Below are 15,204 nucleotides of genomic sequence, written 5' to 3'. Positions count from 1 at the left end.
TATGATTACACTTTGTGTTTCAATTATGGTTTTAGTGGTTGGGTACTGGTTGTATGGTAATCTGATCGAACGAATTTTTGGAGTGGATGAAAATAGGGCTACTCCGGCCACTTCCAGAGCAGATGGAGTTGATTTTGTAATCCTTCCACCCTGGAAGATTTTCCTCATACAGTTTTTAAATATTGCGGGTTTGGGCCCCATCTTCGGGGCAGTGGCAGGAGCCATGTGGGGGCCGGTAGCCTTTCTTTGGATTGTGCTCGGGAGTCTCTTTGCCGGAGGCGTTCATGATTACTTCAGTGGTATGCTTTCCATCCGTCATGGAGGTCAGAGTATTTCTGAGGTTTCGGGATATTATCTAGGAAGCTGGGTGAAACAATTCATGCGTGGGTTTACTGTTTTGCTCATGATTATTGTAGGAGCTGTTTTTCTACTTGGGCCAGCTAAAATACTAGCTGGTATGACCGATTCGATTAGCCTCTTCGGATGGGTGATGATCATCCTCGGTTATTACATTCTTTCTACCATCTTACCGATTGATAAAGTGATCGGTAAGCTATATCCCGTGTTTGGGATGGCGCTGATTTTCATGGCTGTTGGGCTTTTTATTTCCATGTTCACGCAGGGTATGGTCGTGCCGGAGTTGTCTATGTCCAGTTTTTCAAACTTCCATTATACTCCTGATTCTTTTCCCGTATTTCCGATGCTTTTTGTGACCATCGCTTGCGGTGCTATTTCGGGGTTTCATGCCACGCAATCTCCACTCATGGCTCGCTGTATTTCCAATGAAAAACAAGGAAAGCAAGTGTTTTATGGCGCCATGGTTACTGAGGGAGTGGTGGCGCTGATTTGGGCTGCCATCAGTATGAGTTTCTTTGGTGGGGTGGAGGAACTGAACCTTATGATGCTTGAGAACGGAGACAATACTGCCCTAATGGTGAATCGAATTTCCAATGGCGCACTAGGAACCATCGGTGGTTTGCTGGCCATTTTGGGCGTAGTAGCGGCACCCATTACTTCAGGAGATACCTCATTCAGAAGTGCTCGCATCATCATCGCGGATTTTATGAAAGCGGATCAAAAATCGATCAAGAATAGATTGTTGATTAGCATTCCACTTTTTGTTGTTGGGTATCTATTAACCCTTGTCAATTTCGGAGTAATCTGGAGGTATTTCGCCTGGACGAATCAGACATTGGCCACTGTGGTTTTGTGGACGGTTACCGTATATCTTATGCGAGAAAAGAAGAACTTTTGGCTGGCTTTGATTCCATCAACTTTCATGACAGCCGTGGTGGTTTCCTATATTTTACTTGCGCCTGAGGGGTTTTCGCTCCCAGTAGAGATGTCAATTTTTGCCGGTATGACCGTAAGCGTTGGGATAACAGTTTTTGCGATTTTCAAGAACGCTCGAATTAAAAGAGTAGAGATAAAAAGAATATGAAGAGACTAACAGCCTTGATTCTTTTTGTTGCCTTAGTAGCATCATGCGATAGAAAAACCGCTACTAAGGTGGAGCGACCTGAGAAACCAAATATCTTGTTGATTATCAGCGATCAGCTCAATTGGGACTTCTTTTCCTCCATGGGAAATCCATATGTGAAAACGCCCAATATAGACCGGCTGATGGCCAGTGGGGTGCGTTATGATCGAGCATATGTAGCCAACCCAGTGTGTATTCCATCACGGGTCAGCATGTTTACGGGTCAGCGCCCAACATATTTTGGTTTTCATGTGCCAAAAGGAATTGAACACAATACGGTCGCTGTAAAAGAGTATGTTGCTGTGAATCCCATAGCCACACAAATGCAGCAGGCTGGCTACAAAACGTACTATGGAGGTAAAGATCATTTTGGATGGAAAGAAAATTCCTTTAAGCCTCAAGATCTTGGTTTTGAAGTCTACGCCAATGGCAAAGAATATCGAGGAGTGGATTGTGTGCCAAAGGCGATTGAAACACTTAAAAACCATAAGACAAACTATACAGATCAGCCATTTTTCATGGTCACTTCACTAATGAATCCGCATGACATCTGCTATGCGCATATCAAGGACAATAAGTTTGATATGGAAAAAATAGAAGATCGAACTGATGGAGGGGGCTGGCAAGATTTGCTTAGAGAGTCAGTTCTCGCCAATCTGCGCATTCCTGAAGGTGAAGAGGGAGCTGGTGGATTTGAGCCAACCGATTATTATTTGAGGAATTCACCTCCATTGCCGGATAATTACATGCCCCAATCCAACGAACCAACTATCATTTCAGGTGAAAATGGTGAAGATGGAATGGCAGCTTCATTCGGTCGATACAGAGGACAATACGATTCGACTGATTGGAAACTTCACCGCTTTGCTTACGTCAAGTTTGTAGAGGAAATTGATCGGGAAGTTGGCCAGTTGTTGGATGGTTTGGAGGCAAGCGGAATGGATAAGAATACCGTCATCATATTCACTAGTGATCATGGCGAGATGAACGGCGCACACCAAATGGCCGGCAAGGGATTGTTCTTCGATGAGGTGTGTCATGTGCCTTTTGTGGTGACCCATCCTTCACTGGCCGGTGGCCGAGTGGATGACTCCAACTTGGTTTCCAATGGCCTAGACTTGGTGCCAACTCTTTTTGGCCTTGCGGGTGTTAGTTCCGCGAGGCAATTCGAAGGAAAAGATTTGTCCGCATTGTTTTTTGATGCCGATGAGAAGCTGGACCGAACGCACATTCCTGTAGAGGTTTCAACAGGTATGGGGCTTGTCTCTTCTGATTTCTACTACGGTATTTATTTCAACGGAAGTGAAAATAATGAGCAGCTTTACGACATGCGAAAGAAGCCTCTGCAAATGGAAAACGATGCTTTGGATGCTGAGTATGAAGAATCATTAAATGCTAACAGGGAGGTTTTCAGAAAGTTGAATAAGAATACGCTAAAATCATTCGATTTTCCAGAAGGCTATATGAAATTTTTGAATCAGGAAAATTGATATCATGAAGAAGATACTTTTTAGAGGCTTGTGCCTGTTTTTCCTTTTTGGAGCCGAAGCAAAAATCACTTTGCCGGCTATTGTTTCGTCAAACATGGTGCTTCAACGAAATACCACAGTGGTACTTTGGGGCTGGGCTGATCCTAAGGAGAAATTTACGCTGGAGGCGTCATGGGTTGAAGAGCCAATAAAGGTTATGGCGGATGCTGAAGGAAATTGGAGAGTTGATGTTGTCACAACCGGAAGCAAAGAAGAACAAACCATTGAGATCGAGTCTCAGGATCAAACCATAATCCTTGAAAACATACTTTTTGGAGAGGTTTGGCTATGCTCCGGCCAGTCCAATATGGTCATGCCTGTGCGAGGCTTTAACGGTCAGCCCACCTTTGGTAGCAATGAGGCTATTGCCAAGTCAGCAAATGCTAAAATCCGCCTATTTGTAGTCCCGCAGATCGGAGCAAAAACACCACAAATTGAAATTGGGAAAATGGCTAGCTGGGAGATTGCTTCTCAAGAAAGCGTATGGAAATTTAGTGCCATAGGATATTTCTTCGGACAGCAATTGCAAGAGATTTTGGATGTTCCTGTGGGGCTTATTCAGTCAGGAAGAGGTGGTAGTCGTGTGGAGGCCTGGATAAGTAAGGAAGCGCTGAATGAGTTTCAGGAAGTGAACATTGAGAATGCAGATATGTCCAAATCGAGGATCGTTCCAACCGCCCATTTCAATGGAATGATCAACCCGATTACTCCTTATACAATAAAAGGAGCTTTGTGGTATCAAGGGGAGGGGAACTTCACTAACCCTGAGAGATACAAAACGATTTTTCCGGCCATGGTTGAGGACTGGAGAACGCGCTGGGAGATGGGGGACTTTCCATTCTACTTTGTACAAATCGCCCCATACTTCTACAACAAACCAGATGCTTTTAACACGAATACCAACTCCGCGTTCATGCGAGAGGCCCAACTCGAGTGCGTGGATTTAATTCCCAATTCGGGTATTGCAATCGCATTGGATGCGGGTGAAGAATTGAATATTCACCCGGCTAAGAAAAAAGAAGTGGCTGATCGGCTGCTTTATAATGCCCTAAGTCAGACCTATGGATATGCGTTTGTAGATGGAACATCCCCGGTCTATGATTCAATGGAAGTAACTGCGGAGGGACTTCTTTTGAAATTCAAAAATGTGGATAGAGGCCTATATGCTTTCGGTGAGTTGAGTGGGTTTGAGATTGCTGGAGAGGATCATGTGTTCTATCCTGCTCAAGCGAAAATTGTAAATAGAAGGGATGTGCTCGTTTCATCAGAAGAAGTAAGCCAGCCATTAGCTGTGCGCTATGCCTGGAGTAACTGGGTGGAAGGAACTTTATATGAAGACAGTTTTCTGCCAGCTTCATCATTTCGTACAGACAATTGGGAAGATGCTTCCAGAGCTCAAAAAGAAGAATAATGAGGTTTTTTCCACTAGTCTTGTGTGCTTTTATCTTACTGGTTGAGCGGTCAGAAGCACAACAATTACCCAACATCCTATGGATTGTAAGTGAAGATAATAGCCCATATATCGGGTGCTATGGAGATAGTCTGGCTACCACTCCCAACATTGATCAGCTCGCGAAGGAAGGCCACCTTTATACCCATGCCTACGCCAATGCTCCAGTTTGTGCGCCTGCACGAAATACCATCATTACCGGAGTATATGCCAACTCCAATGGCAACCAAAATATGAGAAGTAATTATCCGCTATCGGATTCCGTTCGGTTCTTTCCCGAATACCTCAGAGCACTTGGTTACTACTGCACCAACATGTCCAAGAAAGATTACAATACTTCCACCACAGATACCTTTTGGAATGAGTCTTCCCTCGAGGCACATTATGAGAACAGGGAGGAAGGACAGCCGTTTTTTCATGTGGTCAATACCAGCATTTCACACGAAAGCTCGCTGCATAGGTTCACTCCTGATTCATCGCTAATGCACCGGCCGGAAGAAATGGTTTTACCTCCTTACCACCCCGATACCAAAGAAATCCGGCATGATTGGGCACAGTATTATGATCGGATCACCCTGATGGATCACCGTGTGGGTGAGGTGCTTAAGGAATTGGAGGAGAGTGGACAATCCGAAAATACCATCGTCTTTTACCTCAGCGATCATGGGGGCGTACTCGCAAGAAGCAAGCGTTTTGTATATGAAACAGGCACGCATGTTCCCTTTGTGGTTCGAATACCTGAAAAATTCAAAACGCTGCGGCCGTCAGAGGTTGGTGAGGCTGTAGATGAGCTCATAAGTTTTGTAGATATGGCACCAACCATGCTGAGTATTACCGATCAATCCATTCCTGGGTACATGCAGGGCCGACCCTTTTTAGGTCCGAGAAAAACGGAAGAACCTGAGTTTGTCTTCATGTTTCGAGACAGGATGGACGCCAGTTATGATTTAAGTCGGGCAGTCAGGAGTAAGAAATATCGATACATCCGAAATTATCTCCCGCATGAAATCTATGGGCAGTACATCGACTATTTATGGAAGGCTCCATCCGTAGGTTCCTGGGAGCAGGAATGCACCAAAGGAAATTGCAATGAAATGCAAATGGCTTTCTGGAAGCAAAAACGGGCAGAGGAACTGTATGACACAGAGAATGATCCATGGGAAGTGAATAATTTGGTAGACAATCCCGAATACGCAGATGTTTTGGTAGAAATGAGAGCGGCCAATCGATCTTGGATATTGAATATTGGAGATGCGGGATTTATTCCGGAGCAAATGCTTTTGGATCTTGTTAATCAGACAAATAAGGCCGCCTATGACCTGATGAGAAACGACACATTCGATCTGGAGGCTATTTTGAACATGGCTGAAAAGGCCACCGAAGGAGGAAATATTGACCTGTGTTTGAGGGGGTTGAAATCGGAAGAAGCTGCCGTTCGCTTTTGGGCAGCTGTTGGTTTGAGAATTCGTTGCGACCAACTAACGAAGAAACATAAAAAAGCGCTGAAAAGAGTTTTAAACGATGAGTCTCCTGACGTGGCAGTGTTAGCAGCGGAAACCCTATATCTCCACGGAGAGAATGACTTAGCCATCAATGCCATCGTAAGGGTTCTCAATCAAACGGCCAGGCCTTTTAGCAGGGCAAGAGCGCTGAGCTTTATCCGCGAATTTGAAATAACCGATGAAACCGTTAAGGCAACGGTGCGCTCTACCTACAACAATTCATTTGAGAAAGATCGATTTAGGTATGACTTGTTAGCTTCTGAGGTGCTGATGAGTAAATGGAGCGATACCGCCAGGTAATGCCATTATTGGCAATTATTTCATGATTTCTGACGCTTTATTGAAGGTAGTTTTATCATTTAATGAATTGATTTGAACTTATCCAAATGAATAAATGATGAAAAAACTTTTACTAGCATTCGGAGCACTATGCTCTTTTTTAGTAGTTCAATCTCAAGGTGTGGAAGTCTACATCGAAGAGAGCGGCGGAACCTTTCAGCTATATCGTGATGGTAGCCCTTATTACGTTAAAGGGGCTGCTTTTAGTGGTCATTTTCTTGATTCACTTTCAGTATATGGAGGCAATTCCATTAGAACCTATTCCACGGATTCATCCACGATTGATTTGTTAAACAAAGCGGATTCCCTGGGGATTACAGTCACTATGGGACTCTACGCAGGGCGTGAGGAGGATTTTTTTAACTACAATGATACTGCGGCGGTCAATGCACAACTAGAGGATTTTAGAAATTTTGTGAGAATGTATCGGGATCATCCGGCAGTACTGATGTGGTCCATCGGGAATGAAGCAGATGCCAGCTATACCAACTATCGGTTGTGGGATGCTGTCAATGACATTGCGGCAATGATCCATGAGGAGGACACACTGCATCCTACCATGACGGTATTGGCCTCTGCCCATGATGTGGACATTATTGAGATCAAGGCAAGAGCTCCGGAAATAGATGTACTGGGGATCAACGTTTACAAAACCCTTGATAATTTGGAAAATCAGCTGACTACCAACGGGTGGACAAAACCCTATATCGTCACTGAGTGGGGAGTGGATGGCACCTGGCAAACGAATGAAACGGCCTGGAATGCTCCCATAGAGCTTAGCAGCACAAGTAAAGCTTATATCTACCGAACACGTTACAGCAGCTATATAGCTGCTAACCCTATGGGGCAATGCCTGGGGTCCTATGTTTTTGTCTGGGGTCATCAAAACCACGGAGAGGTAGAGTCATGGTATAGCCTGTTCACGGTCAATGGAGAATCCACTGAAGTAGTAGAGGCTATGCAATACTCCTGGACAGGTAGCTATCCGGCAGAGCGCGCACCTCGCATTACCCAGATGGTGTTGAATGGGCAGGAGGAAACTGATAATGTACGTCTTTCAGTAGGAAGTATGAACTGGGCCACTGTGGATGCGTATGATCCCAATGGTGATGGTATCAGCTATGAATGGTATGTGGTCAAAGAAGGATATGACCTGGATGACGTAGCCTCCGGTGAAAGCCTTCCCGGATTGGAAGGGTTGATTACTTATCAAAGTGGAGATAGTATTGCGTTTTCGGCTCCCTCTACAAAAGGGGCATATCGCCTTTATGCGGTGGTGCATGATGGAAATAGTAAAGTCGCTTTAATGAACATACCCTTTCAGGTACAATATGCCACAGATCTTTTGATGGACTATGAAGGGACGGGTTCGTTGCTTTTAGACTCTTCCGTGGGGACGTACAGCGTGATAGTCAACCCATATCAGGAAACAGGTAATTTGACAGACTCTGTAGGACGATATGTTGCTCCTGGGTCAGATCCTTATGATAAATTCACCTTTTCCAGTGGAGTGGCAGTAGAGGATGCCGGGAAGTTCAAGAATGGTGATTTTAAAGTAAAGATGGAACTGTACACTAACGCGCCGGTAGGTACACCATTGCAGCTCAACTTTCATAATGCAGATGCAGCTACAGGCAGTTATCCGGCTGGAAGAAACAGCGTTTATAAAACCACGGTACCTGCACAGAACGAATGGAGGTCTATCACATTCGACTTCTACAACATTCCAGATCCGTCTATCGGAGACCATTTGGTGGATCAGCTCGTATTTGCCTTTGATGCGGGCACCAGCTCTTCATATACTTACTACTTTGACAATATCAGGATTGAAAAAGAATCTGAGGATAAACTGTCCTCCGATATCGTTTTTGAGAACTATGAAACGACCAGTGTCATCTCTCAGTTCAGTGCAAGTGGGAGTTACTCTGTGGTGTCCAATGAGTGGATTGAGAGCGTAAACAAAACGGACTCAACTTCCATGTACATCAGAAACGGTGCATCTACTTATGATGGGCTTACGTTTGTCAATGAGGCAATTGAAGATGCTTCCGAGTATGAGTTGGAAGCCAAGGCATTTGCCATTAATCTCAGAACCGCCGCACCAGTGGGCACGCTGATGCAAATTCAGCTTAGAAATGATTCTATGCTGGGCAGCTCACCTGCAGGTAGGCACAGTATCTATGAAGCCAGAACGCTAAAACAGAGTGAATGGCATAGGGTAATCTTCAATTATGTAAGCTCACCTGACACTAGTGTTCCAGACAATCTCGTAGACCGGATGGTGTTTTTGATGTCACCTGGAGTAGCCACAGCGGATACTTTTTATATAGATAATATTCGGGCAATAGGTGTGAATGCTGTTGTTCCGTCATTACCAATACCCTGGGATAATGCTGATATTGGGTCTGTAGGGCTTGCTGGTAGCACGGTAGATAAGTATTCTGGTCAGGTCTTTGTGATTCAGGGTTCGGGTAGTAATATATGGGGAAGTTCCGATGAGTTTCAGTACGCCTATCAGCCTTTTTCTGGAGATGGAGAAATCATCTGCATGATTCCCTCAATATCCCCGGATGTGGATGATTATATGAAAGCCGGATTGATGTTTAGAGAGACGCTAGATGCTGACTCGAAGCACGCTATGGCATACATCACTCCAGAAAATGGAAATGCCTATCAGGCCAGACAAAACACAGGCGGAACTTGCACAAAAAGTTCTGATGCAACCAGTATAGATCGCTGGCTGAAGCTAAAACGATCGGGAGATTTATTTGAAGCCTACCAATCTAACGACGGAAACACCTGGGTATTAATAGATAGCTCCAGCGTGGTTATGAGTAGTGATCTCTATGTTGGCCTGGCTGTGACTGCTCACGACAACACCAAAAAAGGAAAAGCGACATTCAGGGACATATCCATAAGCTCAGCTGGTGGTGCTCGTATAGCTGCCACATGGAAAGCAATGGAATCCCCAAAACTGAACATTTACCCTAATCCTGTAGAAAATTACCTTCATGTAACTATGGATGGAGTAGTGGATTATCTGGATGTTTTCACACTTCAGGGTGAACGAATCCCCGTAAACCAACAAACATCGGAGGGCATTACTCAGATTGATATGAGTCAATTGAAATCGGGTGTTTACTTATTGAGATTAAGTGTAAATGGTAAGTACTATAACCGCATGGTGATTAAGAGATAATGGTCTCGAGAAAACACCAATGACGGAATATTAATTGTCCCATACGAACGACAAAAGCCACTCGCAAGAGTGGCTTGTTTTGTGTTCTACACACAATGATTTTGGATCAGGAATAAAAAGTTTTGGTCCATTGCACAAAGCATCATTGAAACAGGATATTTTACATCTGATCAGAAAAGTGTGACCGATCAACAAACTCACGTCTTAACCTGAAAATCGATCAGCTATGAAAAAAATCAAACAAGTAGAGGTAAGAAACATCCGAATGGCTGACTATCAGGAGCTCAAGGATGCCATGATAGAGGCCTACAGCAGCTGGCCCGGCATTTTCTGGGGGGAGGAATACATCAACAAGCTTCTGGAGATTTTCCCCGAAGGTCAATTTGGAATCGTGGCAGATGGCAAAGTAGTGGGTTGTGCACTGGCCATCATAGTTGATTATGGCAAGTTTGGAGACGAGCACACTTACAAAGAGATCACCGGCAACTACTCCTTTGACACCCATAGCCCTACGGGTGATATTCTGTACGGGATAGAGGTCTTCATCCGACCAGACTACCGGGGGTATCGATTGGGCAGGCGCCTCTATGATGCCCGAAAGGAACTTTGTGAAAAATTGAATCTCCGTGCGATCATTTTCGGTGGCCGAATCCCGAATTACCACAAGTATGTAGATACCCTGAAGCCAAAGGAATACATCGATCGGGTGAAGTTTAAGGAGATTCATGATCCCACACTGTCCTTTCAGCTCTCCAACGATTTTCACGTAAAGAAGCTCCTGACCGACTATATGCCAGGTGATGAGGAGTCCATGGAATTTGCTACCCTCTTGCAATGGGATAATATCTATTACAAGCGAAAAGGAGCCAATAAACCTGAGTACAAGCCAGTGGTCCGCTTGGGGCTGGTACAGTGGCAGATGCGACCGTACAATACCATGGATGAGCTTTTCCAGCAAATAGAATTTTTCATCGATGCAGTCTCCGGGTACAAAAGTGATTTTGCCCTCTTCCCGGAGTTTTTCAATGCACCACTCATGGGGCAGTGGAACAATCTCAGCGAGCCTGCTGCTATTCGTGAGCTGGCCGCTCATACCGAAAGCATTCGTGATCGGTTCGTCCAGCTGGCCATTAGTTACAATATCAATATCATCACTGGCAGTATGCCTTTGATGCGTGACGGCAACCTCTACAATGTGGGCTATCTCTGCCGAAGAAATGGGGTATGGAGTCAGTTTGAAAAAATACAGGTCACTCCAGATGAAGTGAAGTTCTGGGGGATGTCGGGAGGCAAAGGGATTCAGGTATTTGATACGGATTGTGGTAAGGTGGGTGTTTGCATTAGTTATGATGTGGAGTTCCCCGAGATTCCGAGGATGATGGCTGCCCAGGGGATGAAACTGCTTTTTATCCCCTTCCTGACAGATACACAAAACGGATACTCAAGGGTGAGAAACTGCGCTCAGGCACGGGCTATAGAAAACGAATGCTATGTGGCCATGGCCGGTTCGGTGGGCAACCTGCCCAAAGTGCACAATATGGATATCCAATTTGCTCAGTCTGTGGTGTTCACTCCATGCGATTTTGCCTTTCCGGTCAATGGTGTGAAAGCGGAAGCCACACCTAATACAGAGATGATCCTGGTAGTGGATGTGGACCTGGACTTACTCAAAGAGCTGCATGAATCGGGGAGTGCACGCAATCTGAAAGATCGGCGAACAGACTACTACGATTTGGTACTGAAGGACTGACTCTTATGATCATAGGGTTTGGCTGAAGGAGGTTTGCTGGCTGGAGCGCCAAAGTCGGGCGTCCAGCGCCATGCATATATTTCGGATAAAGGGTTTGCCAGCGTCATTGATTTTGATCCCGGTATCAGTCCATTGAATAAACCCATCTGTTACCAAAGTAGCCAGGAGGTTGGTATTGAAGCCAAACCCAATCTCCAATAGCTCAGAAACCTCCCATGTGGTTTCAAAATTGCACATGAGATTCAGAATATGCCGCCGGATGATCAAATCTTCCGTGGTGAGCTGATGGCCTCTGGAAATGGGTAGTTCATTTCGGTCGAGGCGCTCGTAATACCTGCTCAACAGTTTTTCATTTTGACTAAATGCCGTCCAGCTATCGCTGATGGAGCTCATGCCCAGCCCAATCAGCAGATTGGTGTCTTGGGTGGTATAGCCCATAAAGTTGCGATGAAGTTTACCGGTGGCAAAGGCTTCATAGAGGCTGTCTGTAGGCAGTGCAAAGTGGTCCATGCCAATGTCATGATAACCATGGGTCATCAGTGCCTTTTTGCCGGTTGCATACATTTTTTGTCTCTGCGCTGGGCTTGGAAGGTACTGTTCGTAAGACTTTTGAGCAGCTTTGACCCAGGGCACATGGGCGTAGCCATAGAAAGCAATGCGGTCTGGCTTTAAGGCAATGGTCTGAGCGATGGTTTGAGCAATCCCTGAGATTGTCTGCTTAGGGAGACCATAGATCAGGTCGTAGTTCAGACTGGTGAATCCATAGGTACGAGCAAGCGCTGTGATCTCTTTCACCTGAGAGAAGGATTGTTTCCTGTTGATGATTTTTTGCACTTCCGGATCGAAATCCTGAATGCCGAGGCTCATCCTGGTAAAGCCCAAGTCAGCCAGTGTCTTCAGGTGTTCCTCTGTCGTGTTATTGGGGTGTCCTTCAAAGCCAAATACGAAATCGTCAGAAAGGGTGGCCTCATGAGTGAGCCCGTCGATCAGGGTTTTGAGGTTTTCTGCTGAGAAAAAGGTGGGGGTACCACCTCCCATGTGAATCTCCCTGATGATGGGTTGACCTCCGAAAGTGGCCAGATAGAGTTTCCATTCTTTCAGTAAATAGGTGATGTATTTGCTTTCTACTTTGTGGTTTTGGGTGATCCGAGTTGTACATCCACAGTAGGTACATAAGCTTTCGCAAAATGGGAGATGAATATACAGGCTGATTTCTTTACCATTTCTCCAAAATCCATCACTGACCGCTTGCTTCCAGCGACTTTCGGTGTGGTCTTCTGTATGCCAATGGGGGATGGTAGGGTAGCTGGTATAGCGTGGGCCTGGGACGTTGTATTTTGAAATGAAATCTTGCATGTAACAAAGAAACTCTGGCGAAAGAGGTTTATTCCTGACAATCATCATTACCAGTGCTGATTTTGGTTGTTTCTGTTTTCAGGGCTGCTGCTGGCTTACACCAGATGATTAATGTCAGTTATGAGCCTGAGTACTGTCAGACCCTGACCTGTTTGAGCAAGCTAGTTTTGAGGGTGCCTGAAGTATATATGACATCATCTGCCCGGATTTCTCCAAAATTACGCTGCCATCATTGCGGTACCTCGTGTGAGGAAGACCACATCGAATATGAAGACAAGGATTTTTGCTGCCATGGCTGCAGGGCGGTTTATGAGTTGATCGAGCATAACAATCTGGGAGCATACTATCAAAACGGGGAGCTGCACGCTGGTAGGGTAGCCGAGGAAAAGGAAATTCACCGGAAATACTCATTTCTGGATCAGAAAGAGGTGAACGAGGGGCTGCTGCATTATTCAGATGCCAACCAGTCTGCAGTCAGGTTTTCTCTGCCGGGCATTCATTGCAGCTCTTGCATTTATCTGCTGGAGCACCTGCCCAAGTTAGAAAGCCGTATTTTCTCCGCCGAGGTTAATTTTCTCCGAAAGGAAATCACCATTCTCTTCTCTAAAGCAATTACCCTGCGGGAGGTGGCCATCGTCCTGGCCACATTGGGGTATCCGCCTGCCATTCATCTGGACAGTGTGGAGGCGCCCAAACCCAGAAAGTCAAATAAGCAGATATTGCGAATAGCAGTGGCGGGTTTTTGCTTTGGCAATAGTATGCTGATGAGCCTGCCTGAGTATCTGGATTGCGCATTTCAGGCCGAGGAGTCATTCAGGCACTTGTTTGGTTGGATCAATTTGTTTTTATCGATTCCAGTGGTCTTTTATGCGGCTCAGGAGTACTATAATAGTGCCTGGAGAAGCATCCGGCATGGATATATGAATATAGACGTACCCATTACCCTGGGTATCTTCACACTTTTTATCAGGAGTGGATATGAGATACTATGGGCTGCGGGTCCGGGCTATGTGGACTCCCTGGCCGGTCTTGTCTTCTTTCTGTTGCTGGGCAAATGGTATCAGAGCAAATCATATGAGGCCCTGTCTTTTGAGCGGGATTATAAGTCTTATTTTCCCGTTTCGGTAACGCGGGTGGTCAGTGGCCAGGAGGAGCAGGTATTGGTGAGAGATTTGAAGCCAAATGACTGCATCGTTCTTCACAATCAGGAGTTGATCCCTGCCGATGGTATTTTGCAATCCGGTAAAGCCAAAATTGACTACAGCTTTGTGACGGGAGAGGCTGACCCCATACCTGTAAGTGAGGGGGAGCGCGTGTACGCGGGAGGCAGGCAGTTGGGTGGGCAGATTGAAATAAGTCTGGAAAAAGCCGTGAGCACCAGCAAACTCACTCAGTTGTGGAATAATCAGACCTTTGCCAAGATTGCCAATCCCTATGACAACCTGATAGACAAGGTGAGCAAGTACTTTACTGTGGTGATCCTCCTACTTGCCCTGGGCACAGGAATATACTGGAGTGTGGCAGATCCTTCCAAAATATGGGATGCCGTTGCTTCCGTGCTGATTGTGGCTTGCCCGTGTGCACTGGCGTTGGCCTTGCCCTTTGGCCTGGGACATGGCATGCGCATACTCGGTCACCAGGGTGTTTATCTGAAAAATGCCGGTATTATTGAGCAGATGGCTAAAACCGAAACGATTGTCTTTGACAAAACGGGGACGCTCACCAAAAATAATCCCTCCAAAGTAAGTTATCAAGGTGCGGAGTTAAACCCTATACAACTATCCCTTCTCAAAACGGCCTGTGCCAATTCTGCCCACCCTATCAGCAGGCTTATATTAGGCACCATTGCGGAGAGTGTAGAGAAGATGGCCATCACAGATTTCAATGAGCAGGTAGGAAAAGGCTTGCGGGCTGAGATAGCTGGTCATGTAGTGAAAGTGGGATCGTCGGCATGGATCAATCACTCCTCCAATACGGTACAAGAGACCACGGCCTACGTGGACATAGACGGTGTTTTTATTGGGTTTTACAGCATCAGGGCAGAGTATCGTGCCGACATATTTTCTGAACTGAAACATCTGCGGAACGACTACAGACTTTGTTTGCTTTCTGGAGATAATGCGTCTGAGGCACCCACTCTGGCTCCATATTTTGACCAATGGGCATTCAATCAAAAGCCAGAAGAGAAGCTGTCCTTTTTACAAGGGCTTCAAGGTCATACGCTGATGATTGGTGACGGGCTGAACGACGCTGGTGCACTCAAGTCTGCCAGTGTGGGATTTGCAGTGTGCGAAGACATCCATCAGTTTAGTCCGGCCTGTGACGCGCTGGTGGAAGCTGACTCACTGAGCCGAACGGGCAGCATCCTTAGGTTTTCCAAAGTGGTCATGCGTGTAATTGTGGCCGCATTGGTGATCTCTTTTGTGTACAATATTATAGGGCTGTCCTTTGCCGTTTCGGGCCACCTCACCCCGGTGGTCTCGGCCATTCTCATGCCCATCAGCTCAGTTACGGTGGTGGCATTTATCACGCTGGTGATAAATGGCATCTCCAAAAAGTACTTTCGGTGAGGTTTTTTTGAGGGTTTCTTTTTCTCCAC

At 45.8% G+C, this 15,204-nt stretch carries 8 protein-coding genes; 7 read left to right on the top strand and 1 reads right to left on the bottom strand.

All coding sequences use genetic code 11. The annotated features are described in order from the left end of the window. Position 1: 1 nt before the first annotated feature. The 6 genes from ACHKAR_RS20490 to ACHKAR_RS20465 all read left to right on the top strand — a co-directional run bounded on the left by ACHKAR_RS20490 (position 2) and on the right by ACHKAR_RS20465 (position 11,249). Complete coding sequence (locus ACHKAR_RS20490; protein ID WP_395419273.1) at positions 2 to 1,441, top strand: carbon starvation CstA family protein; 1,440 nt, start codon at positions 2 to 4, stop codon at positions 1,439 to 1,441. Next, positions 1,438 to 2,970, top strand: a complete 1,533-nt coding sequence (locus tag ACHKAR_RS20485; protein WP_395419272.1) for a sulfatase family protein — start codon at positions 1,438 to 1,440, stop codon at positions 2,968 to 2,970. The genes ACHKAR_RS20490 and ACHKAR_RS20485 overlap by 4 nt, the downstream gene beginning before the upstream one ends. Before the next feature lie 4 nt (positions 2,971 to 2,974). Beyond that, on the top strand, positions 2,975 to 4,420 hold the full coding sequence (locus tag ACHKAR_RS20480) for a sialate O-acetylesterase (RefSeq protein WP_395419270.1): 1,446 nt from the start codon (positions 2,975 to 2,977) through the stop codon (positions 4,418 to 4,420). After that, the gene (locus ACHKAR_RS20475) at positions 4,420 to 6,261 is read left to right on the top strand and encodes a sulfatase-like hydrolase/transferase (RefSeq protein WP_395419268.1); all 1,842 of its coding nucleotides are present in this window, start codon (positions 4,420 to 4,422) and stop codon (positions 6,259 to 6,261) included. The genes ACHKAR_RS20480 and ACHKAR_RS20475 overlap by 1 nt, the downstream gene beginning before the upstream one ends. Before the next feature lie 94 nt (positions 6,262 to 6,355). Beyond that, positions 6,356 to 9,499 (top strand): glycoside hydrolase family 2 TIM barrel-domain containing protein, encoded by a 3,144-nt coding sequence (locus ACHKAR_RS20470; RefSeq protein WP_395419266.1) that lies wholly within the window; start codon positions 6,356 to 6,358, stop codon positions 9,497 to 9,499. 226 nt (positions 9,500 to 9,725) lie between these two features. Further along, positions 9,726 to 11,249, top strand: a complete 1,524-nt coding sequence (locus ACHKAR_RS20465) for a carbon-nitrogen hydrolase family protein (RefSeq protein WP_395419264.1) — start codon at positions 9,726 to 9,728, stop codon at positions 11,247 to 11,249. A gap of 9 nt (positions 11,250 to 11,258) precedes the next feature. Here ACHKAR_RS20465 and hemN read toward each other — a convergent pair whose 3' ends face one another. Continuing rightward, positions 11,259 to 12,653 (bottom strand): oxygen-independent coproporphyrinogen III oxidase, encoded by a 1,395-nt coding sequence (hemN, locus tag ACHKAR_RS20460; protein WP_395419263.1) that lies wholly within the window; start codon positions 12,651 to 12,653, stop codon positions 11,259 to 11,261. Between the two features lie 104 nt (positions 12,654 to 12,757). Here hemN and ACHKAR_RS20455 point away from each other — a divergent pair, with 104 nt between their 5' ends. Then, positions 12,758 to 15,175 (top strand): heavy metal translocating P-type ATPase, encoded by a 2,418-nt coding sequence (locus tag ACHKAR_RS20455; protein ID WP_395419261.1) that lies wholly within the window; start codon positions 12,758 to 12,760, stop codon positions 15,173 to 15,175. Positions 15,176 to 15,204 lie beyond the last annotated feature (29 nt).

The organism is Marinoscillum luteum (assembly GCF_044005705.1).
Lineage (GTDB): Bacteria > Bacteroidota > Bacteroidia > Cytophagales > Cyclobacteriaceae > Marinoscillum > Marinoscillum luteum.
The sequence above is the reverse complement of the archived record's forward strand: the minus strand, read 5'-3'. Positions and strand labels throughout refer to the sequence as shown.

Coding starts and splice junctions, on each gene's coding strand:
- ACHKAR_RS20490 (WP_395419273.1), top strand. CDS start 2: ATGATTACACTTTGTGTTTCAATTATGGTTTTAGTGGTTGGGTACTGG.
- ACHKAR_RS20485 (WP_395419272.1), top strand. CDS start 1,438: ATGAAGAGACTAACAGCCTTGATTCTTTTTGTTGCCTTAGTAGCATCA.
- ACHKAR_RS20480 (WP_395419270.1), top strand. CDS start 2,975: ATGAAGAAGATACTTTTTAGAGGCTTGTGCCTGTTTTTCCTTTTTGGA.
- ACHKAR_RS20475 (WP_395419268.1), top strand. CDS start 4,420: ATGAGGTTTTTTCCACTAGTCTTGTGTGCTTTTATCTTACTGGTTGAG.
- ACHKAR_RS20470 (WP_395419266.1), top strand. CDS start 6,356: ATGATGAAAAAACTTTTACTAGCATTCGGAGCACTATGCTCTTTTTTA.
- ACHKAR_RS20465 (WP_395419264.1), top strand. CDS start 9,726: ATGAAAAAAATCAAACAAGTAGAGGTAAGAAACATCCGAATGGCTGAC.
- hemN (WP_395419263.1), bottom strand. CDS start 12,653: ATGATGATTGTCAGGAATAAACCTCTTTCGCCAGAGTTTCTTTGTTAC.